The 25107-nt window shown below is 71.4% G+C and carries 22 protein-coding genes; 10 read left to right on the top strand and 12 right to left on the bottom strand.

Annotated elements, in window-relative coordinates; translation table 11 throughout:
• The first annotated feature begins 20 nt into the window (after positions 1-20).
• The 3 genes from IE142_RS30790 (at position 21) to IE142_RS30780 (ending at position 1521) form a co-directional block, all read left to right on the top strand.
• Positions 21-431, top strand: coding sequence for a BlaI/MecI/CopY family transcriptional regulator (locus IE142_RS30790; protein WP_268252992.1), 411 nt, complete (start codon positions 21-23; stop codon positions 429-431).
• Between the two features lie 9 nt (positions 432-440).
• Positions 441-950, top strand: a complete 510-nt coding sequence (locus IE142_RS30785; RefSeq protein ID WP_043371911.1) for an amino-acid N-acetyltransferase — start codon at positions 441-443, stop codon at positions 948-950.
• Between the two features lie 235 nt (positions 951-1185).
• A complete protein-coding gene (locus tag IE142_RS30780; RefSeq protein WP_043371913.1) occupies positions 1186-1521 on the top strand; it encodes a histone-like nucleoid-structuring protein Lsr2 in 336 nt (111 codons plus the stop codon).
• Between the two features lie 44 nt (positions 1522-1565).
• On the opposite strand, the gene IE142_RS30775 is transcribed toward IE142_RS30780, so the two are convergent.
• Entirely contained in the window at positions 1566-2297 is a 732-nt protein-coding gene (locus IE142_RS30775; RefSeq protein ID WP_191888776.1) for an SCO3374 family protein, read from the bottom strand.
• 574 nt (positions 2298-2871) lie between these two features.
• On the opposite strand from IE142_RS30775, the gene IE142_RS30770 reads away from it, so the two are divergent.
• Positions 2872-5397 (top strand): ATP-dependent Clp protease ATP-binding subunit, encoded by a 2526-nt coding sequence (locus tag IE142_RS30770; RefSeq protein ID WP_191888775.1) that lies wholly within the window; start codon positions 2872-2874, stop codon positions 5395-5397.
• Between the two features lie 71 nt (positions 5398-5468).
• Here IE142_RS30770 and IE142_RS30765 read toward each other — a convergent pair whose 3' ends face one another.
• From IE142_RS30765 to IE142_RS30755, 3 genes are all read right to left on the bottom strand, one after another.
• Positions 5469-8507, bottom strand: coding sequence for an NACHT domain-containing protein (locus IE142_RS30765; RefSeq protein WP_191888774.1), 3039 nt, complete (start codon positions 8505-8507; stop codon positions 5469-5471).
• 49 nt (positions 8508-8556) lie between these two features.
• Complete coding sequence (locus IE142_RS30760; protein ID WP_229831021.1) at positions 8557-9189, bottom strand: HAD family acid phosphatase; 633 nt, start codon at positions 9187-9189, stop codon at positions 8557-8559.
• A 138-nt stretch (positions 9190-9327) separates the two neighbouring features.
• A complete protein-coding gene (locus tag IE142_RS30755; protein WP_191888772.1) occupies positions 9328-12474 on the bottom strand; it encodes an NACHT domain-containing protein in 3147 nt (1048 codons plus the stop codon).
• 386 nt (positions 12475-12860) lie between these two features.
• Between IE142_RS30755 and IE142_RS30750 the strand changes: the two genes are divergently transcribed.
• A complete protein-coding gene (locus IE142_RS30750) occupies positions 12861-13538 on the top strand; it encodes a M23 family metallopeptidase (RefSeq protein ID WP_191888771.1) in 678 nt (225 codons plus the stop codon).
• A 27-nt stretch (positions 13539-13565) separates the two neighbouring features.
• Here IE142_RS30750 and IE142_RS30745 read toward each other — a convergent pair whose 3' ends face one another.
• Positions 13566-14165 carry a TetR/AcrR family transcriptional regulator gene (locus tag IE142_RS30745; RefSeq protein ID WP_229831018.1) on the bottom strand — a complete coding sequence of 200 codons (600 nt, stop codon included), beginning with the start codon at positions 14163-14165 and terminating at the stop codon, positions 13566-13568.
• A 148-nt stretch (positions 14166-14313) separates the two neighbouring features.
• Between IE142_RS30745 and IE142_RS30740 the strand changes: the two genes are divergently transcribed.
• Positions 14314-15915 (top strand): MDR family MFS transporter, encoded by a 1602-nt coding sequence (locus IE142_RS30740; protein WP_191888770.1) that lies wholly within the window; start codon positions 14314-14316, stop codon positions 15913-15915.
• Between the two features lie 68 nt (positions 15916-15983).
• On the opposite strand, the gene IE142_RS30735 is transcribed toward IE142_RS30740, so the two are convergent.
• Entirely contained in the window at positions 15984-16400 is a 417-nt protein-coding gene (locus IE142_RS30735; RefSeq protein ID WP_043371929.1) for an ATP-binding protein, read from the bottom strand.
• Positions 16401-16495: 95 nt separating this feature from the next.
• On the opposite strand from IE142_RS30735, the gene IE142_RS30730 reads away from it, so the two are divergent.
• Complete coding sequence (locus IE142_RS30730; protein WP_191888769.1) at positions 16496-17344, top strand: helix-turn-helix domain-containing protein; 849 nt, start codon at positions 16496-16498, stop codon at positions 17342-17344.
• Positions 17322-17501, top strand: coding sequence for a DUF397 domain-containing protein (locus IE142_RS30725; protein WP_370466438.1), 180 nt, complete (start codon positions 17322-17324; stop codon positions 17499-17501). The genes IE142_RS30730 and IE142_RS30725 overlap by 23 nt, the downstream gene beginning before the upstream one ends.
• 134 nt (positions 17502-17635) lie before the next feature.
• Here IE142_RS30725 and cseC read toward each other — a convergent pair whose 3' ends face one another.
• From cseC to IE142_RS30700, 6 genes are all read right to left on the bottom strand, one after another.
• On the bottom strand, positions 17636-19051 hold the full coding sequence (gene cseC, locus IE142_RS30720; RefSeq protein ID WP_191888767.1) for a two-component system sensor histidine kinase CseC: 1416 nt from the start codon (positions 19049-19051) through the stop codon (positions 17636-17638).
• 16 nt (positions 19052-19067) lie between these two features.
• The gene (cseB, locus tag IE142_RS30715; RefSeq protein WP_191888766.1) at positions 19068-19772 is read right to left on the bottom strand and encodes a two-component system response regulator CseB; all 705 of its coding nucleotides are present in this window, start codon (positions 19770-19772) and stop codon (positions 19068-19070) included.
• A 10-nt stretch (positions 19773-19782) separates the two neighbouring features.
• Positions 19783-19917: a hypothetical protein gene (locus IE142_RS37435; protein ID WP_268252991.1), complete on the bottom strand. Its 135-nt coding sequence runs from the start codon at positions 19915-19917 to the stop codon at positions 19783-19785.
• Positions 19918-19976: 59 nt separating this feature from the next.
• Entirely contained in the window at positions 19977-20642 is a 666-nt protein-coding gene (locus IE142_RS30710) for a hypothetical protein (RefSeq protein WP_191888765.1), read from the bottom strand.
• Entirely contained in the window at positions 20630-21169 is a 540-nt protein-coding gene (locus IE142_RS30705; protein ID WP_100048447.1) for a SigE family RNA polymerase sigma factor, read from the bottom strand. The genes IE142_RS30710 and IE142_RS30705 overlap by 13 nt, the downstream gene beginning before the upstream one ends.
• A 314-nt stretch (positions 21170-21483) precedes the next feature.
• Complete coding sequence (locus IE142_RS30700) at positions 21484-22485, bottom strand: iron-sulfur binding domain-containing protein (protein ID WP_043371943.1); 1002 nt, start codon at positions 22483-22485, stop codon at positions 21484-21486.
• Between the two features lie 119 nt (positions 22486-22604).
• Here IE142_RS30700 and IE142_RS30695 point away from each other — a divergent pair, with 119 nt between their 5' ends.
• Together IE142_RS30695 and IE142_RS30690 are read left to right on the top strand one after the other, a co-directional pair.
• A complete protein-coding gene (locus IE142_RS30695) occupies positions 22605-24437 on the top strand; it encodes a sensor histidine kinase (RefSeq protein WP_268252990.1) in 1833 nt (610 codons plus the stop codon).
• Entirely contained in the window at positions 24434-25099 is a 666-nt protein-coding gene (locus IE142_RS30690) for a response regulator transcription factor (RefSeq protein ID WP_191888764.1), read from the top strand. Before IE142_RS30695 ends, IE142_RS30690 begins: the two co-directional genes overlap by 4 nt.
• Positions 25100-25107: the final 8 nt, after the last annotated feature.

Below are 25107 nucleotides of genomic sequence, written 5' to 3'. Positions count from 1 at the left end.
TTCGAAGCGTGCCTCGCCCATTGGGAGAACTCGAAGACGCGGTCATGACGAGGGTGTGGAAGTGGAACCGCCCGGTGACCGTTCGAGAAGTCCTGGAAGATCTGCAGCAGGAACGGTCCATCGCCTACACCACGGTGATGACCGTCTTGGACAATCTCCATCAGAAGGGCTGGGTGCGCCGCGAGGCGGAAGGCCGGGCCTATCGATATGAGGCGGTCTCCACCCGCGCCGCCTACGCCGCCGCGCTGATGAACGACGCTTGGTCCCAGAGCGACAACCCGGCCGCCGCCCTCATCGCCTTCTTCGGCATGATGAGCGAGGAACAGCGCCAGGCACTCAGAGACGCCATCCGCATCGTGCAGGGACCGGATACCCCGCCGGATACCCCCGCGCCCAACCCCGGTTCGGTACCGGACGCGGGCGAGCGATAGCGTCCACACATGTCAAAAGCCATCACCGTCCGGCGGGCCCGCACCAGCGATGTCCCGGACGTGCGCCGGCTCCTCGACACGTACGTACGCGACCGCATCCTGCTCGACAAAGCGATGGTGACGCTTTACGAGAGCCTCCAGGAGTTCTGGGTCGCGGAACGGGACGACAACGCCGAGGTAGTCGGCTGCGGCGCCCTGCACGTCATGTGGGAAGACCTCGCGGAAGTGCGGACTCTCGCGGTGAAGCCCGGCCTCAAGGGCTTCGGCGTCGGGCACCGGTTGCTGGAGAAGTTGCTGGACACCGCGCGCTGGCTCGGTGTTCGCCGCGTTTTCTGCCTGACCTTCGAAGTGGACTTCTTCGCCAAGCACGGCTTCGTCGAGATCGGGGAGACGCCCGTCGACAGGGATGTCTACGCGGAGCTGCTGCGTTCCTATGACGAGGGTGTCGCGGAGTTCCTGGGTCTCGAACGAGTGAAACCGAACACCCTGGGCAACAGCCGGATGCTTCTGCACCTGTGATCGCCGGGCGACTCCAGGTTTATTCCGCCGATGGACCGTGCGCGGGTCGCCTATGTCCGAAACGCGCATCTTTCCGTGCCGGAGGCGGACTGTCGGTCTCTCTCGGGGGTTTGTGTTTTTCCGGCAAAAGCGGTTTGCTTTCCGACGTACTGCAGTACTGCATATAACAAGGGACGGCGATACGGCGGACGCCGGCGGACCTCCGGCCCTCAAGTTATCGATGAAAGGAAATGCGGTGGCACAGAAGGTTCAGGTCCTTCTTGTCGACGACCTCGACGGCGGCGAGGCAGACGAGACCGTGACGTTCGCACTGGACGGCAAGACTTACGAGATCGATCTCACCACCGCCAACGCGGACAAGCTCCGCGGTCTTCTCGAGCCTTACGTGAAGGGCGGGCGTCGCACCGGGGGCCGTGCCTCGGGCGGGCGCGGCAAGGCGCGCGCTTCCTCCGGCGGCAGCCAGGACACCGCGGCGATCCGCGCCTGGGCGAAGGAGAACGGTTACGAGGTCAACGACCGCGGCCGTGTCCCCGCGATCATCCGTGAGGCGTACGAGAAGGCCAACGGCTGATCACCCGGCCACGTCACACGCTACGGGCTCGGCCCCGGACGCTCTCAGCGCGTCGCCCGGGCGAGCCGCGGGAGCCGGGGGCCGTGCGAGAGCCGGACCCGGTGGCATTCCGTCGCCAGGGTGTGTACGAGCCGGGCGAGATCGGGGGCGGACGCAGTGCCGCCCGCTGCCGACAACGCCGGCAGCGAGGCCTCGACCTCGCGCCCCTGCTCCGGGGGCCGCAACCACACGGCGGCCCCCCGCCGGGACCGGCAGTCGGGGTCCGGGGGCTGAGGCGACAGGAGGTCCGAGCCGGGAACGGGGGTCGCGTCGCCCAGGAGGCCGACCGCATCGCCCGCGCCGACCACCGGGCCCAGCGGCGCCTCGATGAGTCCGCCCGCTCCGACCGCCCTCAGGTCGAGCGGCAGCGAGCCCCACTCCAGCCACTCCAGCAGTCCCGGCAGCTCGTCCGCGCCGCCCGCGGCCACGAGCAGCAGCATCCGCTCGCCCCGCAGGGCCACCGGAAACCCCGGCCGCCGCAGACCGGCGCCAGGGCGCCCGAGGCGCTCCAGTGCCGCGTGACCGGCCCCGGCCGGTACGTCCAGGACGTCGAAGCGGATTCCGGCGCGCAGCCGCACCGGCGAACCGGGCGCCGTCGGCCAGCCGAGCACGCTCTCGTACCACCGCCGCACCCGGTTCCACGGGCCGGCCGCTTCGACCGGCCGACGGGGAGACGGCACCACCGACGCCACGAAGGTCGCGGGCCCCGCCGGAGTCGCGGAGACGGCAGGGGGCACGCGGAGCCCCGGTACCGATGCGTCCGATGGGTCTGCGGATCGCGGAGTGACCGGCGGTACTGGAGGGAGCCGCCTGACGGGCGGGAGCTGTCGGCCAGGCGGGAGCTGCTGGGCCGGAGAGTCCGGGGGCGGGGCGCCAACCATGCCAAGTGCAACAGCCACCAGGGCCTTCGAGTTACGCTGGGTGGTGCCACGAATGCGAAGAGTGCTGGAAGAGGGGGCGTGCGGGGGTGCGGGAAGGCGCAAGGTTGTTCGCCCGTAGCGGAGTGAACCGGGGCGCACGGCATGGAGTGTCAGTCCCAGCGGGTAAGACATCCCTAGTGGGAGGGGGCGACGCGCGGATCGGGCCGCCTCACGTTCGCCATCGGCGTAGTGGCGAGTGGGGTAAGTGCCTGGCCTGCGGGAACATCGTCTCGCACCATCGGGTTGTGGCAGATGTCGGCGTCTGGGGTCAGGAGGCCATCGACGGTGTCGGCAGTTGGAATGAGCGGTCCCCGCTCGCGGGACTAAGCTGCGGAAGGACAGGGAGGGGAAGTTCCCCTTACTGCCTGACCGCTCTGAGGAGCGATTAACGATGTTCGAGAGGTTCACCGACCGCGCGCGGCGGGTTGTCGTCCTGGCTCAGGAAGAAGCCCGGATGCTCAACCACAACTACATCGGCACCGAGCACATCCTCCTGGGCCTGATCCACGAGGGTGAGGGTGTCGCCGCCAAGGCCCTTGAGAGCCTCGGGATTTCGCTCGAGGCGGTCCGCCAGCAGGTGGAGGAGATCATCGGGCAGGGCCAGCAGGCCCCGTCGGGTCACATCCCCTTCACCCCCCGTGCCAAGAAGGTCCTGGAGCTGTCGCTCCGCGAGGCCCTCCAGCTGGGTCACAACTACATCGGCACGGAGCACATCCTGCTCGGCCTGATCCGCGAGGGCGAGGGCGTCGCCGCCCAGGTCCTGGTCAAGCTGGGCGCAGATCTGAACCGGGTGCGGCAGCAGGTGATCCAGCTGCTCTCCGGTTACCAGGGCAAGGAGACCGCCACCGCCGGCGGTCCTGCGGAGGGCACGCCTTCCACGTCCCTGGTCCTCGACCAGTTCGGCCGGAACCTCACCCAGGCCGCTCGCGAGTCCAAGCTCGACCCGGTCATCGGGCGCGAGAAGGAGATCGAGCGGGTCATGCAGGTGCTGTCCCGCCGTACCAAGAACAACCCGGTGCTCATCGGTGAGCCCGGCGTCGGCAAGACCGCCGTCGTCGAGGGCCTCGCGCAGGCCATCGTCAAGGGCGAGGTGCCCGAGACCCTCAAGGACAAGCACCTCTACACCCTGGACCTCGGTGCACTGGTCGCCGGCTCCCGCTACCGCGGTGACTTCGAGGAGCGCCTGAAGAAGGTGCTCAAGGAGATCCGCACCCGCGGTGACATCATCCTGTTCATCGACGAGCTGCACACGCTGGTCGGTGCGGGTGCCGCCGAGGGCGCCATCGACGCCGCGAGCATCCTCAAGCCGATGCTGGCCCGCGGTGAGCTGCAGACCATCGGTGCGACCACGCTGGACGAGTACCGCAAGCACCTGGAGAAGGACGCGGCCCTCGAGCGCCGCTTCCAGCCGATCCAGGTGGCGGAGCCGTCGCTGCCGCACACGATCGAGATCCTCAAGGGCCTGCGCGACCGCTACGAGGCGCACCACCGCGTCTCCATCACGGACGAGGCCCTGGTCCAGGCGGCCACGCTCGCCGACCGCTACATCTCGGACCGCTTCCTGCCGGACAAGGCGATCGACCTGATCGACGAGGCCGGTTCCCGGATGCGCATCCGCCGGATGACCGCGCCGCCGGACCTGCGCGAGTTCGACGAGAAGATCGCCGGCGTCCGCCGCGACAAGGAGTCCGCGATCGACTCGCAGGACTTCGAGAAGGCCGCCTCCCTCCGCGACAAGGAGAAGCAGCTCCTGGCCGCCAAGGCCAAGCGGGAGAAGGAGTGGAAGGCCGGCGACATGGACGTCGTCGCCGAGGTCGACGGCGAGCTGATCGCCGAGGTCCTCGCGACCGCCACCGGAATCCCGGTCTTCAAGCTGACCGAGGAGGAGTCGTCCCGCCTGCTGCGCATGGAGGACGAGCTCCACAAGCGGGTCATCGGCCAGGTCGACGCCGTCAAGGCGCTGTCCAAGGCGATCCGCCGTACCCGTGCCGGTCTGAAGGACCCGAAGCGCCCCGGTGGCTCGTTCATCTTCGCCGGTCCGTCCGGTGTCGGTAAGACCGAGCTGTCCAAGGCGCTCGCCGAGTTCCTCTTCGGTGACGAGGACGCGCTGATCTCCCTCGACATGTCGGAGTTCAGCGAGAAGCACACGGTGTCGCGCCTGTTCGGTTCGCCCCCCGGCTACGTGGGCTACGAAGAGGGCGGCCAGCTGACCGAGAAGGTCCGTCGCAAGCCGTTCTCCGTCGTCCTCTTCGACGAGGTCGAGAAGGCCCATGCGGACATCTTCAACTCGCTGCTGCAGATTTTGGAGGACGGTCGCCTGACCGACTCCCAGGGCCGGGTCGTGGACTTCAAGAACACGGTCATCATCATGACGACCAACCTCGGCACCCGGGACATCTCCAAGGGCTTCAACCTCGGCTTCGCCGCCGCGGGTGACACGAAGACCAACTACGAGCGCATGAAGAACAAGGTCCAGGACGAGCTCAAGCAGCACTTCCGGCCCGAGTTCCTCAACCGCGTCGACGACGTGGTCGTCTTCCCGCAGCTCAGCCAGGACGACATCCTGCGGATCGTCGACCTGATGATCGACAAGGTCGACGAGCGCCTCAAGGACCGGGACATGGGCATCGAGCTCTCCCAGTCCGCCAAGGAGCTGCTGTCCCAGAAGGGCTACGACCCGGTGCTGGGCGCGCGTCCGCTGCGCCGCACGATCCAGCGCGAGGTCGAGGACACGCTGTCGGAGAAGATCCTCTTCGGCGAGCTGCGCCCCGGCCACATCGTGGTCGTGGACACCGAGGGCGAGGGCGACGCCAAGATCTTCACCTTCCGGGGTGAGGAGAAGTCGGCGCTGCCCGACGTCCCGCCGATCGAGCAGGCGGCCGGCGGCGCGGGGCCGAATCTGAGCAAGGAGGCGTAGCCCTTCGGGGGTGAGCCGGAAAGGGGCTGGCCCGGGACTTCGGTCCCGGGCCAGCCCCTTTTTTCGCCGTCTCAGCGCGTGTCCAAGTGCACGTCGGCCTGCGGGAAGAGCGCCTGGAACCGGGCGACGTCGAGACGGGCACCGGGTGCCGCCTGGAGGAGGACAGTGTGTACGCCGGGGAAACGGGCGGGGACACCGGAGAGGTCCTCGTCGCCGTGGACGTCGGACAAGGCCAGCTCCGCGACCTGAGGGAGAGCGACTGTGCCATCGAGGCCGTCCGGGAAGAGCGACGCGTTCAGACTCAGCCTGGTCAGCAGCGGCAGCGCTGCCGCTTCCTCCCAGTCGGCAGCGGCAAGGGGTGTGCTGACGAACAGGATGAGCCACTCCAGGGTGCTCCAGTGGGACAGCCCTAGAAGACCGGTGTCGGCGATGGTGTCCGCACCCAGGAACAGGTACTCCAAGGGCGCAGCGGAGGGGAGGAAGTCGGTCAACCGCGTTCCGTGGAGCCGCTGCACCACGGACAGCATGGTCAGTGACTCCAGCCCCGGTAGGCGGGTGACGCCGGGGACCTCGATGATCGCCAGTTCTTCGAGCGGCAGGGCCGCGAGCTGCCGCGTACCGCGCACCTTCCCGCAGTCGTACAGCCCCAGGCGTCGCAGTGAGCTGAGGGCCGACAGCTCGCCCACATCGATCGGCTCCGGGTTGTCCACGAAGTGCAGCTCCTCGACCGCGTGCGGTTCGGCCAAGCAGGCGATGATGTCGGCCGGCGCCTGGGCTCCGTGGAATGCCAGCCGATGCCACGGCTGCATACCGGCGATGGTCGCGCGCTGCTCGTCCGTGGAGCAGGTCAGGAACAGCCCCTTCCGGTCCAGGTGGTCCAGTACCTCTGTCGCGTACAGCCGCGCCCCGAATCGGTCCCAGGTGCCCACCAACTGGCGCCGCACATCGAGGTACGGGTGGTTCCGGAACCGGCGCAGAACCGCGAGCGCCCCATCCGGTTCCCGTTCCGCCAGCAGCGAGGCCGTCACCGTCACGCCGTGTGCCTCCGCGTCAGTCAGTCCCTCCGGACCCGGCAGCAGCTCCAGCACCAACGGTCCCGCCTCCGCCAATGCCTTCGCGTCTTCCTTCGTCCCCGGCGGGATCAGCGCCCCCGCCCGCGCCTCCACCTCCGCCCGCACCGCCGGATCGAGCGCTGTGGCGTGCTCCAGGCAGGCCAGGGCCAGCAGCGTCAGCCGAGGGGTGCCCTCCGCCAGCAGCCGCCGCAGCAGCACCGCCCGCTCGCCGGGCCGGGCGTGGGCCACGACCATGCGGATCACGTCCTCCCACTGCGTGTCGCCCGCGTGGGCGGCGATGACGTCGAGGTGGCCCTCCTCGACCGCGTACCGCGCGCCCAGGTAGTCCTGGAAGGTGCGGTGGACGAAGTCCAGCGACCCCTCGCCGGGCCGCCGGAGCAGCCCGCTGCGCAGGACCAGCGCCCGCAGCACCGTCGCCGGATCCCCCTGCCCCGCCGCCGAGGCGACGGACGGCAGGGCACGCTCCACGATGCCCTCGGCCGTCTCCACGTCCATCTCCGTACGCCCGCTCAGCACCAGCGCGTACGCCAGCCGCTGCAGAAGTTCCAGCTGTGCCTCCTCGCCCAGGTCGACGGCCTCCATCCCCCGCTCCCGGTCCCGGCGGGCCAGCAGCATCGTCAGGGCGGCGTCGTACAGCTCCTTGCGGCCCGTGGGCAGGTAGCCCCGCCGCTCCCGGTGCAGGGCGCAGATCAGGCCGCACATCAGCGGGTTGGTGGCGAGCCGGGCAAGGTCCCGCTTGGTACGCAGGGCGTCCAGCAGCTTCGCCTCGTACTCGGGGGCGTCGGCCGCCGCGTGCCAGCGCCGTACGAAGGCGGTGACGTCGTCCTGGCGCATGGGGGCGAGGGCCAGTTCCCGGAAACCCTCCGCGGCCAGCCAGTCGGAGCGTACGGCGGTGGGGCGGGAGGTGAGCAGCCAGCGGTTGCCCGGGAAGGCGCGGATGAGGGCGAGGAGCCAGTCGCGGGTGCGGTTCCGGTCGGCGGCGGGGATCTCGTCCAGACCGTCGACGAGGACCAGACCCCGGCCGGCGCTCAGCACACGCTCCGCCCAGCCGTCCGGCGGGGTGAGCGGGCAGCCCACGGCGGTGAGGAAGGCCGCCGGAGCGGGAAGCGCGTCAGCACGGATCAGGGTGCGCAGCGGCAGGACATAGGGGACCCGGGAACTCTCCCGCGCGGCGGTCACCGCCAGCCACTGCACCAGGGTCGTCTTGCCGGAGCCCGCGTCGCCGCGCAGCAGCACGCGATCGTCGCCGTGCAGAGCCTCCTCGGCGGAGAGGTGGACGGTGCGTTCCGGCTCGGGAGATTCCCCGGGGAGGGGGGCCCGCTCCTCGGTGCCGGTCGCCTCCAGGCTCAGGTAGGCGACTTCGAGGGGCCAGCGGTCGGGGGAGTCGCGCAGGTCGAGGCCGTAGATGGTGAGGTGGTTGTGGCGCTCGGCCACGTAGGGGAGGTAGCGGCGCTCGAAGGCGGTGTCGCGAGCGTCCGGGCGCGGGCTGCGGGCGATCAGCTCGTCGACCTTGGCGATCAGCTCCGCCTGTCGCCGGGAGTGCTCCACCAAGGTCCGGGCGACGAAGGTCGAGCGCCGGGTGAAGAACTCCAGGATGTGCAGGCAGGCCCACTCCGTCACCGAGTCGAGGAAGTAGCAGGCGTCGGCGGACAGGCCCCCGGTGGCCGAGGGCGTCCGGCGCCGCAGTTGCCCGGCGAGCTCCCGGTGGCCCAGCCGCACCGCCTGGACGTCGTCCATGTCCAGGTCGCCGAGGGCGAGCAGACGAACCGTCAGGGCGTCCGTGACGGCCTCTGTCTCGTCGGGAGGGAAGGGCGGCTCGCCGGGGGAGTCCAGGGACGCCCCGACGAGCCGCTCGGCGAGCCTGCGCACCTCGGCCTCACCGAGGTGGCGCTGTTCGCCCCGGAAGTTGACCAGTCGGGTCAGCCGGACCGGTCGGTCGACGAGTCCCGCGCCGGGGCCGCCCGTGACGAACAGCTTCTTCACCAGTGGGGCGACCAGGCTGGACGCCAACTTCCCACCCAGTACCGCCGGTTCCATGCGCCACCCCCGTGAATGTTCGGCCAGGAGTGGAGCCTATCGGGCGGCGTCAGGACAGCTGGCCGTCGTAGTCCGGCAGCTTGAACGTCTTCTCGGCGTGGCCGCCCGACAGGTCGGTGGGGCTGTTGCCGATGTTGGCGATGATCGTGTAGCCCATGGACTCGATGTGGGCGCGCTGTGCGGTCTTGTACTCGGCGACGTTCCGGAAGAGGTCCAGGAAGCCGCGGACGTACAGGCCGGAGGACTCGTAACCGGCGTGGTCGAGGTTCCACTCGGTGGGTGCCTCGATGATGCCGGGGCGGGCGGTCACGAAGAACAGGTCGACGCCGTGCTCCTGGGCGTACTGGGCGGCTTCCAGGACCGGCCGGTTGGCGGGCTGCGGGTAGCTGAAGCCGAAGTCGGTCTCCAGTGAGGTGTTGTCGATGTCGAGGACGATCGCCTGCTTCTCGCCGGGCCCGGCGTCGGCGATGCGCTCCTTCAGGTACGGCAGGGCCTGGTCCATCACGGCCCGGCAGTCCCGCTGCCAGGTGTCGTAGTCGACGTCGGCCGCCGCGGCCGACACGGCGGCGGACGCGGAAGGGTTCGTGGGGGCCGCGGCATCCGCCGGGGAGGCGAGGGCGACGAGGGCGGCGGCGGAGACCGCGCTCACTGATGCGCGACGCAGCCAGGGGCGTCTGTTCATGGAGTACCTCTCTCGTCCGTACGCGCTGCTGGTTTTCGAGTGCATGCTCGATGGCGAGGGTGACGTGAGAGGGACCGTAGGGTTACTGGGCGGTAAGTCGCCAGGGCCTTACAGGAGATGGCGAGATTCCGCCCAGGGTCAGTGCGGGCTGCGCGGGTTCACGGGGAGGGATGCGGGCAGGTGGTCCGCGTTGCGGACGTTGCGGCAGTGCGGGGTGTTCACGCGTCGCAGACACGTGTGAGCGGCCAACGGGGCCAGGTCGACGCCGTCGGCGTCGAACAGGGTGAGCGACGCGGCCCGGGGGAACACCTCGGTGAACGGCCCCAGGTCCACGCCCCGGTCCCGTACCAGGACGGTCACGTGCTCGGGGTGTCTCAGTGTGACGCCGTCGGCCGCCAGACCGATGAGTTCGGCGGGGTTGAGGGACAGGTGGAGCAGACCGTCCAGCTCTGCGAGGGCCTCTCGGTCCTCGCGGGTGAGCGGGGCGTCCAGGCAGAGCTTGAGCTGTCGCAGGGAGCGGAAGCCGGCCAGCGCGGTGATGCCGTGAGTGGCCGCGGGAAGGAAGAGGCACTCCAACGGGGCTTCTCGGGGCAGGAGGTCGAGCACGGGCTGCGGCACGTCCGTGATGAGGGTGGTGAGCCCGGCGAAACCCGACAGCACCTCCAGCTCTTCGACGCGCGGCAGGCCGAGCAGGGACAGCTCCTCCAGGGGGAGCCGGGCGAGAGGCGCGAGTGACGACACGTTGGGACACCGGTTCAGAACGAGTTGCCGCAGGTTCCGGAACCGGGTCAGGAAGGACAGGTCATCGATCGCGCTGTTCTCGAGCAGGAACAGGACCCGCAGGTGCCGCTCGTCGACGGCCTGGAGGATCTGCTCGGGCGTGAAGTCGCCGGACAGGTTGACGTTGCTGTGCCCGCCGAGTCGCGCGAGGGCGGAGAGCTCCTCCGGTGACCGGACGAAGACAGAAGCTCGTTCGTCCCCGTCCGCACACAGGTGGCGGACGACTTCCGACGCGTAGCCGTCGGTGTCGAAGTTGCTCCAGTGCTGGCCGAGTTGGTGGCGGCACTGCCAGCCGCGCCCGTGGTACGTGGTCATCAGGGGCAGTGCCGCGTCGCCCCCGACGAGCCCCGCCGTGTACAGCACGCATGCCGCGGTCTGCTCGTCCTCCACCTCTTCCGACCTCGGCAGCAGCTCCAGGACGATCGGCCCGAGGCCGGCCAGCGCCGCCGCCTCCTGGAAGTTGAGCGGAGGTATCAGCTCCCCCGCCCGCCGCTCTACCTCCGTCCGCACCCGAGGATCCAACTTCGGGGCGTGTTCCAGGCATGCCATCGCCAGCAGGTGCAGCCGCGACCGGTGCTCCGCCTCCAGGTCCCCACGCTCGACCAGCCCCCGCAGCAGTCGTGCCCGTTCGTCCGGGCGGGCGTGGGCGACGGCCATGCGCAGCACGTCCTCCCACTGGTCGAGGTGGGCATGGCCGACCAGCACGTCGAAGTCCCGTTCCTCCACGGCCGCCCGGGCGCCGAGGTGGTCCTGGAAGGTGCGGTGGACGAACTCCACTGCGTCCGGCGCCGGTTCGCGCAGCAGGCCGGATCGGTCGAGCAGGAGGCTCAGGACCTCCTCGGCCGGCCCCAGGTTCGCCACGTAGGGCATGGCGGGCAGCAGTCGTTCCAGCTGGTGCACGGCGTCCGCGTGGGACATCTCGGCGCGGCCGTTGCGAATCAGCCAGTACGCGAGCCGCTGCAGCAGCTCGACCTGGGACTCCTCGTCCAGCTCGACGGTCAGCTCCCGCTCCCGGTCGCGCCGTTCCAGCAGCATGCTCAGCGCGGCGTCGTACAGGGCCTTGCGCCCCCGGGGCAGGAAACCGCGGCGTTCCCGGTGCAGGGCGCAGACCAGGGCGCACATCAGCGGGTTCGTCACCAGGCGCCCGAGGTCCTGCTTGGTGCGTACGGCGTCCAGCAGCGCTTCGCCGAGGGCCGGGTCGGCGTCGCCTGCCTCGTGCCAGCGGCGGACGAAGAGCGAGACGTCCCGGTTGGTCATGGGGGAGAGGGAGAACTCGGTGAAGTCCTCGCCGCCCAGCCACTCCTCCTGTACGGCGGACGGGCGGGAGGTGACCAGCCAGCGGTTGCGGGGGAAGGCGGCCAGCAGGTCGCACAGCCAGCGCCGGGTGCGGGCGCGCTCCTCGGCCGGTACCTCGTCCACGCCGTCCACCAGCAGCACCCCGCGTCCGGCGGAGAGCACGCGCTCCGCCCACCCGGGCGGCTGTGAGCCGGCGAGCGGGCAGCCGACCGCGGTCAGGAAGTCGCCGGGGACGGGCAGCCGGGCGCCGGACCGGGTGAGGGAGCGCAGGGGGAGAACGAAGGGCACGCGGCCCGCCAGGTGGGCGAGCCGCCCGGTGAGCCGTTCCTGGCGTGCGGTGGTGACGGCCAGCCACTGCACGAGCGTGGTCTTGCCGGAACCTGCGACTCCGCGCAGCAGTACCCGGTCGTGACCGGCCAGAGCGTGCTCGACGGGTTCGCGGGCGGACGGCAGGGGCGCCGCCTCCGGCGGCCCGGGTGACGAGGGATCCGGGCCGTGGCCGCCGCCCCGCGCCGCCGTCAGGCTCAGGTACGCCGTGTCCAGCGGCCACTCGCGGGCGTGGCCGATGTCGACGCCGTAGATGGTGAGCCGGCTGTGCCGGGTGGCCGTGTACCGGGCGTAGCGCTCCTCGAAGGCCGTGTCCTCGGCGAGGCGGGAGGGGGTCCGCTCGACCAGGAGGTCGGTACGGCTGGCCAGCTCGTCCAGACGGCGGTGCTGCTCCACGAGGGTGCGGGCGACAAAGGCGGAGCGCTGGGTGAAGAAGTGCAGGATGTGCAGGCAGGCCTCGTGCAGCAGCCGGGCGTGGAGGGCCTCCGCGTCCGTGCCGAGATGCCGCAGGTTCGCGTCACCGCCCGCCGCCTCGTGCAGCCGGGCGGCCAGTGCCTCGTGGCCCAGCTGTACGGCCTGTACGTCGTCGAGGTCCAGGTCGCCCAGGGCGTGCAGCGTCCGGTGGAGCGCATCGGTCACGGCGTCCAGCTCGGTCTCTGCCGCGGGCGTCTCGCGCGCCCCCCGTTCCACCAGCTCACGGACCAGCTTGCGCAGCTCCCGCTCGCCGAGGGTCCGCTTCTCGCCCCGGAAGGACACCAGCGCGGACAGCCGGACCGGCCTGTCGACCAGCCCGGCGCCCGGGCCCTCCCGTACGAACAGCCGCTTCACCAGCGGACCGACCAGGCCCGCCGCGAGTCTGGTCCCGAATGCTGCCGGATACACGTCCCCCACCCCACCCTCGAACCGCACAAAGGCCGTTTCAGCGTAGCCCCCGTCACATTCACCGGTCCTTTGATCATGGCCGCCGGTGATGTGCCGCACAGGGGATTCGGGGCGTACTACGGGGAATAGTGGATGCCACAAGAACTATGAAAATGGACATTTCTCCGCGAAGTGAGTGCCGCTTTGCGGGGCTCTGGCCTGGTTTTGTCCTGGATGGGAGTTGTGTCGGGAGCTGAGAAGTATCGCGCTGAAGTACTACATGGGGTCGTAGGTCACACCTTTGTGCACTTTGGGCTGGTCGGGTTACCAAGGTTGAGCCCGCCCGGTGAGCGCCTTGTGCGTCCCGCCGGAGGGGCTTCCTCTGTTCCCGTCCCCATGAGGTTCGAATGTTCCCGCGTGTCACGTCCCGTTTTTCCCGTACGACCCTCCGCACTCGCGCCGCGGTGATGGCCGCCGGCCTCGGGGCCTCGGTCGCACTGGGAGCCGGGGTCGCGGCCGCCACCGGCACCACGGCGGCTTCCAGCACCTCCACCGCGGCGAGCGCCGTCGAGGCCCAGGCCGCGGCGCAGGCCAAGGCGGCGAAGGCCGAGAAGGCCGCCTCCGAGACCGCCACCGCCAAGAAGACGGCCACCAAGAAGAAGGCCGCCTCCTGGGTCGACCCGGTGAAGAACTACAAGCTCACCGCCGGCTTCGCCCAGAACGGCGGCATGTGGGCCAGCAAGCACAGCGGCCAGGACTTCGCCGTGCCGATCGGCACCAACGTCGTCGCCATCCACGGCGGCACCGTCGTCAAGGCCGGCGGCAACGGCGCCGGTGACGGCCCCGCCTACGGCAACGCGATCGTGATCAAGCACGGCAACGGCACGTACTCCCAGTACGCGCACCTGTCCGAGATCAACGTGAAGACCGGCCAGATCGTGAAGACCGGCCAGTCCATCGCGAAGTCCGGCAACACCGGTAACTCCAGCGGCCCGCACCTGCACTTCGAGATCCGCACGACCTCGAACTACGGCTCGGCCGTCGACCCGGTCTCCTTCCTGCGCTCCAAGGGCGTGACCGTCTGAGGAGCGACAGCGGCGGCAGCGGCGGGGTTACCCGCCCGTCGCGCCCCGGTGCGCCTGGGTGACCAGATCGGTGGCGACCTCGAGGACGGCTGCGCGCTTGTCCTCGGGGTCGCCCGCCAGGTCGTTGAGGACGAACATCCCGGCGTGCAGTGTGAAGAGCGCACTCACACAGCGGACCTGGTCGGCCAGGTCCGCTTCCGGGTCCATGAGGATGTCCCGCAGGCCCAGCATGCGGGTCTTGAACATCTCGCCGATGCGCAGGTCCCGCACCGTCGCCTGGTTCTCCTGCATGAAGCGGAACAGCGGGGCCGCGGCGGCCAGCGCTTCGCTGTAGCGGCGGATGATCTCCTGCTTCGTCTCCAGGGTGTGCGGCTGCTCCCGCCCCCACTCGATCAGGTCCTCCATCGGCCGGACCAGACCCTCGAAGATGCTGACCAGGATCTCTTCCTTGGTCTTGAAGTGGTAGTAGAGGGCCGCCTTGGTGACGTCCAGCCGCTCCGCGATCTCGCGCAGCGAGGTCTTCTCGTACCCCTGCTCGGCGAAGAGTGCGAGCGCCACGTCCTGGATGCGCCGACGGGTGTCCCCGCGGCGCCGCTGCTGCTTGGTGCTGTCCATCGTGTCGCCCATCCTCCTACGCACCTCCCGCTCCGCGCACTTTCCGCATACTTACTTGACGCCCGGCTAGCTACGCGTCTACTTTCCCGAGTGTAGTCAACTTGCCTGTCGGCAAGTAAGCGGGTGCGAGAAACAGCGGCGGCTGGGGGAGTGAAGGTTCATGGCGGACGCACCGGCGGCGGGGGCCGTCGAAACGGGTGGCGGCAAACAGCCGAGGAGCGTGCGGGTGGTCCTGCTCGCGCTCATGATCGCGATGATGCTCGCGATGCTGGACAACATGATCATCGGTACGGCGATGCCGACGATCGTGGGCGAGCTGGGCGGCCTGGAGCACCTGTCCTGGGTGGTCACGGCCTACACGCTCGCGACCGCGGCCTCCACGCCGCTGTGGGGCAAGCTCGGCGACATGCACGGGCGCAAGGGCGTCTTCATGGCGTCCATCGTCATCTTCCTGATCGGCTCCGCGCTCAGCGGCATGGCCCAGGACATGGGCCAGCTCATCGGTTTCCGCGCCGTCCAGGGCCTCGGCGCCGGCGGTCTGATGGTCGGCGTGATGGCCATCATCGGCGACCTGATACCGCCGCGGGAGCGTGGCAGGTACCAGGGCATGATGGCCGCCGTCATGGCGCTGGCCATGATCGGCGGACCGCTGGTCGGCGGCACCATCACCGACCACTGGGGCTGGCGCTGGTCCTTCTACATCAACCTGCCGCTCGGCGCGATCGCGCTGGTCGCCGTCAGCGCCGTACTGCACCTGCCGAAGAAGCGCGGCCAGGTACGGATCGACTATCTCGGTGCCGCGCTGCTGACCGTCGGCATCACCGCGATCGTGCTGGTCACGACCTGGGGCGGTACCGAGTACGCCTGGACCTCCGCGCGGATCATGGAGCTGATCGGCATCGGCGTCGCCGCGCTGGTCGGGTTCGTGTTCTGGCAGACCAAGGCCGCCGAGCCGGTCGTGCCGCTGCACATCTTCCGCAGCCGAAACTTCACGCTGATGTCCCTGATCGGGTTCATCACCGGCTTCGTGATGTTCGGCGCCACCCTCTTCCTGCCGCTGTACCAGCAGGCGGTGCAGGGGGCCTCCGCCACCAACTCGGGGCTGCTGCTCCTGCCGATGCTGGGCGCGATGCTCGTCATGTCGATGGTCGCGGGGCGGGTGACGACCAACACCGGCCGGTACAAGATCTTCCCCATCGCGGGTGGCGTGCTGATGACCGCCGGGCTCTACCTGCTCTCCCTGATGGACACCGACACCAGTCGCTTCACCTCCGGGGTGTACATGGCCGTCGTCGGTCTCGGCATGGGCTGTCTGATGCAGATCACCATGCTGGTGGCGCAGAACAGCGTGGAGATGAAGGACATGGGCGTCGCGTCCTCGTCCACCACCCTCTTCCGCACGCTCGGCTCCTCCTTCGGCGTCGCGATCATGGGCGCGCTCTTCAACGACCGGGTGCAGGACGTCATGGCCGAGCGGGCCGGGGCGCTGGGGTCGAGGGTGACGGAGCAGTCGGCGCAGCTGGACGCGGCGAGCCTGGCCAAGCTGCCGGAGGCGGCGCGCGACGCCTACCAGCACGCGGTGTCCGCCGGAAGCCACGGCGCCTTCCTGCTGGGCGCCGCGGTGGCGGTCCTCGCGCTGGCCGCGGCGGTCTTCGTGAAGGAGGTCCCGCTGAAGGGCGCGGGCCCGAAGGCGGCGGACGGCCCGGCCGGCGGGGGCGACGACACGGCGGCGGCGAAGGCACCGGTGACCGAGGCGGTGTGAGCGCCCGCGCCGCCTGCGCCGAGGCCTCCGGGTGGTTCCGGCCACCCGGGGCCTTAGTCGTACGCCGGTCAGCCGCGGCCGCACTCGAACCACACCGTCTTGCCCCGTCCGTCGGCGTACGGCGTGACGCCCCACCGGTCCGTCACCGCCCCGACGATCACGAGCCCGCGCCCGCCCTCGCCCAGCGCGTCGGCGGCCACCGCGACCGGCAGCTCCGGGCAGCCGTCGGCGACCTCCACGCGCACTCCGCCCGGGTACAGCAGGAAGCACACGCGGCAGCGGCGGCCGGGCACGTGCCGTACGACGTTGGCGACCAGCTCCGTGAGCGCCAGCTCGGCGGCGTCGGCCACGTCCCGCAGGCCGGAGCGGACGAGGTACAGCCGCAGCACGCGGCGCAGATGGCGGGCCGAGTGCGTGCCCATGGCGAACTCGGCGCGGTACTGGCTCTCGACGTCCGCCGCCTGCGGACCTGTTGCGTGATTCACGCCACAAGGCTGCGACACGCTGCGTACGCTCGACTACGCACAGGAGTGAACGCCGTGAGGTGTTGCCGTCCGCAGTCCCGGAGTGAGGTGCCGCAGTGGCCAACGTCCAGTCCCTCGACCCGACCGCTTCCCCGCTCGACTACTACGGCTGGGAACTGCGCCGCCAGCGTGAGGCGCACGGCCTCAAGCAGGGCCAGCTCGGCGAGATCATCTTCTGCACCGGCTCACTGATCGGCCAGATCGAGACCACGAAGAAGGTCCCGACGCGGGACTTCTCCGAGCGGGTGGACGCCGCGCTGGGCACGGACGGGTTGTTCTCGCGGCTGATCGGGCTGGTGCTGCGCAGCCAACTGCCCACGTGGTTCCAGCCGTACGCGGAGATGGAGGCGAAGGCGGCGTACATCTCGACGTACCAGGCGCAGTTGGTCTACGGGTTGTTGCAGACGGAGGAGTACGCGCGGGCGGTGCTCGCCACCGGCATGCCGGACGACCTGGAGAACCTGTTGGCGGCGCGGATGGAACGCCAGCGCATCCTAGAGCGTGAGCAGCCGCCGTTGACCTGGGTGGTGCTGGACGAGGCGGTACTGCATCGGCCGATCGGCGGCCGGGAGGTCATGCGGCGACAACTGGAACGGCTGTTGGAGTTCGCCGGCCACCGGTGGATGCATGTGCAGGTGCTGCCGAACGAGGCGGGGGCCCACGCCAGCCTCGCCGGTTCGTTCAACTTCCTCCGCTTCGACGACAACCCGGACATCGTCTACACAGAGGACATCATCTCCGGTCACATGACGGCCAATCCGGAGACCATCAGGGAAGCCGCTCTCCGTTACGCTCGCTTGCAGGCTGCCGCCCTCTCCGTGGAGGATTCGGGCGAACTGATCATGCGGGTGATGGAGGAACGCTATGGACACGGCTCCCAGCTTGAGGAACACCCAGTGGCGTAAGTCCAGTTACAGCGGAAACACCGGCGGCGACTGCGTCGAGGTGGCCGACAATCGCCCCGCCGGTGCCGTCCCCGTGCGCGACAGCAAGAACACGTCCGGTCCGGTCGTCACCGTCGGGACCCGTGCCTGGCAGGCGTTCGTCGACGGGCTGCGTTAGTCGCCGCGCGCCGCCTGCCGGGCGAGGAACTGGGTGAAGCAGAACCAGTCGCCGGAGTCGTCGCGGAAGAGGGCTGCCGTGCCACGGGCGCTCCTGCGGCTCCTGGAGGAACTCGACCCCGCGGCCGTGGGGCGTCAGGACGCGGTGCCCGCCCGGTCCGGCAGCATCGGGTAACTCCCGGTGTTCGTTGGCGCGTGCTCCGGCAGCCACAGCACGGCGACCGCGCCCTCGGCCGGCACGTGCTCGGGCGCCCCGGCGGGCCGTACGTTGCGGAAGGTGAGCCGGGCGCCCAGGACCCGGGCCTGCCCGGCCGCGATGGTCAGGCCCAGCCCGTGACCGCGGCCGGCCCGGTCCGCGGCGCCGGTGCGGAAGCGGCTCGGCCCCTCGGCGAGGAGGTCCTCGGGGAAGCCCGGCCCGTGGTCGCGGACCCGGATCACCCGGCCCTCCACGCTGACCTCGACCGGCGGACGGCCGTGCCGGGCGGCGTTGGCGAGCAGGTTGAACAGCACGCGCTCCAGGCGCCGCGGGTCGGTGGTGACCTCCGACTCGTGCACCACCTGGACGGCGACCTCCGGGCCCTTGGCCGCCACCCGCCGGGTCACGAAGTCACCCAGCATGATGTCCTGCAGCTCGGCCCGCTCGGAGGCCCCGTCGAGCCGGGCCACCTCCAGCACGTCCTCCACCAGCGTGCGCATCGCCTTCGCCCGGTCCAGCACCAGCTCGGTCGGCCGCCCCGGCGGCAGCAGCTCGGCGGCCGTCAGCAGCCCGGTCACCGGCGTACGCAGCTCGTGCGCGATGTCCGCGGTGACCCGGCGCTCGGCCTCCAGCCGCTTCTGCAAGGCGTCCGCCATGGCGTCCACCGCGCTCGCGAGGTCGTCGGTCTCGTCCCGGACGACGCCGCCGATGGCGTCCCGCACCCGCACGTCGGGTTCGCCCTTGGCGACCTCGTTCGCGGCTGCGGCGGCCTTGCGCAGCCGTCGCGACAGCTGGCCGCCGATGAGCACGCCGAGGGCGCTGCCGCCGAGGACGACCGCGATGGAGCCGATGACGAGGGCCTGGTCCAGGTCCTTGAGGATGTCGGAGCCGCGGTCGGTGAACCCGGAGTGCAGGGACAACACGTGCCCGTCCTTGAGCGGCACGGCGGCCCAGATGTCCGTCACCCCGTCCGGCCCCTCGGAGACGTACGTCGCCCGCCGCCCGGCCTCGACCTTGCGGAGCAGCTCCGGAGGCAGCTCGGGGTCGTCGATCTTGGCGTTGGGGAAGTTCTGCCGCCCGGACAGCTCGTAGTTGCGCTGGGCGATCAGGACCCGGTCGTCGGCGAGGTCGCGCGCGTTGTCCAGCATCGAGACCCGCGCCGCGTTGTGCACGACCAGGCTCAGCGCGACCGCGACCAGCGCGCCGACCAGCGCGATGGCCGCGCTGAGCTTCCAGCGCAGCCCGCTGCGGATGCCCAGCGTGCGGATGCCCGGCCTCACCACCGGGCGGCCCGGCCCCCTGCCCTCACTCGGGCGGCCCGGTGAGGCGGACCGGCGTCGGAAGAACCCCCGCATATCCCTGTGTCCCCGCTCAGGCCTTCAACTTGTAGCCGAAGCCGCGGACCGTCTCGATCCGGTCCTGGCCGATCTTGGCGCGCAGCCGCTGCACGTGGACGTCGACGACGCGGGTGTCCCCGCCCCAGCCGTAGTCCCACACGCGCTCCAGGAGCTTGTCACGCGAGAGCACCGTGCCCGGCGCCGAGGAGAACTCCAGCAGCAGCCGCATCTCGGTCGGGGTGAGCGCCACCGGCCGCCCGGCCCGCCGCACCTCCATGCCCTCGGTGTCGACCTCCAGCTCGCCGAAGGTGAGCACGCCCCCGGTGTCCGCGGCGCCCCCCGCGTCCGCCCGGTCGCCGCCGCCCGCGTGCCCGAAGCGGCGCAGCACCGCGCGGATCCGGGCGACCAGCACGGCCCCGTCGAACGGCTTGGTCACGTAGTCGTCGGCGCCCGCCTCCAGGCCGAGCACCACGTCGATGGAGTCCGCCCGCGCCGACAGCATGATCACCGGCACGGTGGACTCGTCCCGGATGCGGCGGCACAGGCTGACGCCGTCGAGGCCGGGGAGCATGACGTCGAGGAGCGCGATGTCGGGGCGGTCGGCCCGGAACGCCTCCAGCCCCGACAGCCCGTCGGGCATCGCGGTGACCGCGAAGCCGTCCCGCTCCAGGGCGAGCTGCGTGGCCTCGCGGATGACGTCGTCGTCCTCGACGAACAGGACGTGGGTCTGGTCTGCCATCCCGGTGCTCTCAGTCCTCGTGTGTGGTCACTCGGTAGACGCCGCGATCGCCCGCCGCGTTCATTCCCCCGCCGGTGTCGACGTCTCCATCGCCGGCGTTCTCGTCTCGATCGCCGGCGTTCTCGTCCTCATCGCCGGTGTTCACGTGTCGTCGGTCCGGGCGGCCCGATCGGTTCACCCCACCGTGCGCGCCCGCTCTCCGGGTCAGCTCTCCGGGTCCGGAGCCGGAGAGGGCACGCTTCCGACCGCGTTGCTGTAGTCGTTGTGGGTGCGGTACTCCTCGGTGAACCGGCCCGACGCCCAGCCGTAGGTGATCACGATCTGGCTGGACGGGCTCGACACCGGATCGCCCCTCTCGTACACCTGCTTGGACACCACCAGGTCGCCGCGGTCGATCTCCGCATATACCGGAGGCTCTTCGGCCTGGAACACATTCTGGTACGCGCCGTCCTCCTCGCGGTACACGTAACTGCCCACACCCACCCCGTCACCGCACGTCAACACGTTGACGACGACGTCCTCGGCCGAGCCGCCGGTCAGCTTCCCGTACGACACGTCCACGGGGTACTGGTCGGCCACGCACGGCTTCAGCTCGCGCTTGACCTCCGCGGAGACCTTCGGGTCGGTCCTGACGAGCCGTACCGCGTCCACGCGGTCGGGAACCTCCGAGGGGGAGGCCACGGGGGAGGGGGAGGCGGCGCCCTCCACCGCCTCCGCGTGGGCGGGTCCCTCGTCGCGGGCGCCGGTGCCGCCCGCCCCGCAGCCGGACAGGGAAACGCCGAGGGCGACGAACGCGGCCACCGCCGCACTCGCCGCCTGCGTGCCACTCCTTGCCTTGCCGGGTGATCGACCGGCGGTCAGGCCGCGCAACGCTCCCGCTCCTCACGCTCCAGCGCCCGCGCGTCCAGATCGCGGGCGACCAGCTCCTCGCGGAGCCGGGCGAGCGCCCGGTGCAGCGTGCTCTTGACCGTTCCCGCCGACATGCCGAGGGCGGCGGCGGTCTCCTCCGTTGACATCTGCTCCCAGTGTCGCAGCACCACGACGCTGCGCTGCTTCGGGGCGAGCACCTTCATGACGTCCATCAGCAGGGCGCGGTCCGCGTGCTGCTCGGTGGAGTCGTCCACGCAGGACTCCGGGAGCTGCTCGGTCGGCACCTCCTCCAGCTTCCGCGCCCGCCACCACTCGGTCCGCGTGTTGATCATCACGCGTCGCAGGTAGGCGTCCGCGAGCCGCTTGTCCTCGATGGTCGACCAGCGGCGGTACGTCCGAGCCAGAGCGGTCTGCAGCAGGTCCTGGGCGTCGACGGGGTCCGGGACCAGGCGCCGGGCGCTGCGCAGCAGCGCGTCCTGCCGGGTGCGGACGTACTCCTCGAACTCGAGCACCTCGCCCATGGTCAACCGCCTTCCCCGTACTCCGACGGTGGTCACCGCCGGCCCACTGCCTGTGGTCCGTATTCGTCTGTGCCTGCGGGGCACGGAAACGAAGGTAGGGAACCGTTGTCACGGCGCTGTGCGAAGCAACCTTCGGCAAGCCCTCGGCTGTCCGTCGGTTGTGTAACGGAAGGAGGAACCGGGCAAATCGATGCCCTGTTCGGGGGCGGTGTGGGCCGTTCTGTCCCATCGTGCGGGTGTTACGGACGGCGGTGCACCGGTGTCACGGACGGCGGCGCACCGGTGCCGCCCCCGATCCCGCCCTGTGCCCGCGCTGTACGTCAGCTCAGCGGCAGCCGGTACAGCCCGTCCGCCAGCGGTTCCACCAGGCCGTCGGCGACGAGTCCGTCCAGGGCGCGGGCACGCTGCACCGGCTCGTGCCACACCTGGTCGAGGGCCGCCTGCGGCACCGGTCCGGGCGCCTCCCGCAGTACCGCGAGCAGCCGGCCGCGAACCTGCCGGTCGGTGCCCGCGTACGTCTGCCCGCGCCTCGGCGGCCCGTCGTGCGCGGGCTTCCCGGCCAGCCGCCAGGCGCACCGGCCGGCGATCGGACAGCGGTGGCAGGACTCGTTCTTCGCCGTGCACACCAGCGCGCCCAGCTCCATGGACGCGGCCGCCCAGCGGGCGGCGTCGCGCTCGTCGTCCGGCAGCAGCGCGCGTGCCAGCTTCCGTTCCGCGGCGGTGGTGGCGTTCGGCGGGTACTGCACCCCGGTGACCGCGCGGGCGAGGACCCGGCGGACGTTGGTGTCCAGCACGGCGTGCCGCTGGCCGTAGGCGAACGAGGCGACCGCGGCGGCCGTGTACTCGCCGATGCCGGGCAGCGCCAGCAGCTGCGCGTGGTCCGACGGCACGTCGCCGCCGTGCCGTTCCGCTATGGCCGCGGCGGCGCCGTGCAGGCGCAGGGCGCGACGCGGGTAGCCGAGCCGGCCCCAGGCCCGGACCGCCTCGCCGGGCGCCTCCGCGGCGAGGTCGGCGGGGCGCGGCCAGCGGGCCAGCCAGTGCTCGTAGACGGGCAGGACGCGGTTCACCGGCGTCTGCTGGAGCATGAACTCACTGACCATCACGCCCCACGCACCGGCCTCGGGACGCCGCCACGGCAGGTCGCGGGCGTGCTCGTCGAACCAGTCGACGACGGGGGCGTGCAGTGGCACGGCGGACGCGGCGGCGGGGACGGAAGTACCGGACGCCGCGGCGGGGACGGACGTACCGGGGACGGCGGCGGGGGCCGGGGTCCCGGCGGGGTCGGAGGGGCCGTTGTGCGAGGGCTTCGTGGGCGCAGTCATGACCCTCCGATCCTGCCACGGAAGGACCACCGCACGGGCGCACCGCCACCCGGTGGCGGCCACGACACCTGACGATCGGCAGGGGCGCCGCCCCGTCCGCCGCTTGTAGCGTCGGTCCCATGGAAGGTACCCGTCCGTCCGGCGACGCGGGCCCCGCCGCAGCGGGCCGGCACGCTTCCCCCGGCGACCGCACCGCACCGGGCCCGGCACGGGATGCGGCTCCCGGCCACCGCGCCCCCTCCGCCCCAGCTCCCGCCACCGGCGCCGCCCCTGCCACCGGCACCTCCGCGGCCTTCGGGACGGGCCCGACCGCCGAAACCCCCACGCCCGCCGTCTCCCGCCTCGCCCCCGTGGCCAGAGGCGTCCTCCTCTGGGCAGTCCTGGCGCTGCCGGCGGTCACCGCGGACCGGCTCGGTATGAACGAGCCGCGTCCGCTCTGGCAGCAACTGGCCGGCCTGGGGATGCTCGCCGGAGCCGCCGCCTGCTCCCGGCGCCGGCCCCTCGCCGCCTTCGTACTGGCGGCGGGCGTGAGTCTGGCCGCCGCCCCCGCCCTGTTCACCGTCTCCTACGGCCCCGCCCTGGGCGTCTTCGCCCTCCTGCTGGGCCTGCGCGCCCCGCGGGCCCGCCCCGCGGTCGCCGCCTTCGTGGCCCTCGGACTCGTCGGCACGGCGCGGATCGCGTTGGTCGGAGTCGACCCGCCGCCCGAGTGGCTGGTCATGACGGGCACGCTGCTCTTCGGCTGCGTCTTCCCCTGGCTCTGCGGACGCTACTGGCGCCAGAGCCGGGCGCTGGCCGAGGCCGGCTGGCTCAGGGCCGCCCGGCTGGAGGACGAACAGCGGCACGCCGAGGAACGGGCCAGGCTGCGCGAGCGGGCCCGGATCGCCCAGGACATGCACGACTCCCTCGGCCACGAACTGAGCCTGCTCGCCCTGCGCGCCGCCGCCCTCCAGGTCTCGCCCGGCCTCGCCGACGACCACAGGGCCGCCGCGGCCGACCTGCGCGCCGCCGCCGCGGACGCCACCGACCACCTGCACCGCATCATCGGCGTACTGCGCGAGGACGATGATCCGGTCCCGCTCGTCCCCGCGGGGGAGAACGTCGAGGAACTCGTCGCCCGGGCCGCTGAGTCGGGTCTCCCCGTCCGCTGGGAGCGCCCCCGGGACACCGCCCACGCCCCCGAGCCCGGCGGCGTCGCCGGACGCCTCCTGCACCGCGTCGTGCGCGAGGCGCTCACCAACGCGGCCCGGCACGCGCCGGGTGCCCCGGTCGTCGTGGCGGTCGAGGACCAGGGCCACGGCACGGCCGTCACCGTCACCAACGGACCGGCCACCCAGGACGCGGCCCCGAGCCAGGGCGGTTCGGGCCTGCTCGGGCTGCGCGCCGCCGTCACCTCGGCCGGCGGCGACTTCCGGGCCGGCCCGCACGGCGAGGGATTCCGCGTCCGGGCGTACGTCCCCGCACAGCAGCCCACCACCTCCTCCCTGCCACCCGCCGCCCCCACGGCCTCGGCCACCGCGACCACACCCACGACCTCCACCACCCCCTTCACCCATGCCCGCCGCCGTGTCGCCCTCGGCCTGGGCGCCGCCGCCGGTGCGGGCGCCGTCCTGGTCGGGGCGGCCTTCGGCTGGTACGCGTACACGGAGACGCACTCGGTGCTCACCCCGGCCGCGTACGCGGAACTGAGCGCGGGCATGCCTTACGGCGAAGTCGCGCCCGTGCTGCCGGACCGCGAGGCGCACGACCCGCCCACCGACCGCGCCCCCGCGCCACCGCCGGGCGCCCACTGCGTCCACTACCGGGCGAGCGGCGAACTCCTGGTCTCCATCGACCACTTCCGGCTCTGCTTCGACGACCGGGGAGAACAGGGGAAACTGATCGCCAAGGACGTCGTCCCCGGCATCGGCCGGCCGGACCAGGACCGCGAGGAGAACGGGGGACCCGCACGGTGATCCGGGTACTGCTGGCCGACGACGAGGCGATGGTGCGGGCCGGCGTGCGCGCCATCCTGGCGAGCGGCGGCGAGAGCGAGGTCGTCGCCGAGGCGGGCGACGGCCGCGAGGCGGTCGAACTCGCCCGCGCGCACCGCCCCGACGTGGCCCTGCTGGACATCCGCATGCCCCGCCTGGACGGCCTCGCGGCGGCCGAGGAGCTGGTGCGGACCGTCCCCGGCACGGCGGTGGCGATGCTGACCACCTTCTCCGAGCACTCCTACGTGGCCCGCGCCCTGGCCGCCGGAGCCACCGGCTTCCTCCTCAAGTCCGGTGACCCCTACGAACTGATGGCCGGTGTACGGGCTGTGGCGGACGGCGCCGCCTTCCTCTCCCCGAAGGTCGCCCGGTACGTCGTCGAGGATTTGGGCAGGGACGGCGGCCGGTTCGCCCGCGAGGAACGCGCACGCGCACGCGTCGCACTCCTCAGCCCGCGCGAACGCGAGGTCCTCGGCCTCGTCGGCGCCGGCCTGTCCAACCCGGAGATCGCCGCCCGGCTGCACCTCGTCGAGGGCACGGTGAAGGCGTACGTGAGCGCGGTCCTGGACCGGCTAGAGGTACGCAACCGGGTCCTGGCGGCGATCGTGGCGTACGAGGCGGGACTCGTCGAGACGGACGCCTGAGCCCACTC

It is taken from the genome of Streptomyces mutabilis (assembly GCF_014649815.1).
GTDB classification, from domain to species: domain Bacteria; phylum Actinomycetota; class Actinomycetes; order Streptomycetales; family Streptomycetaceae; genus Streptomyces; species Streptomyces mutabilis.
This window is presented reverse-complemented; position numbering and strand designations above follow the sequence as displayed.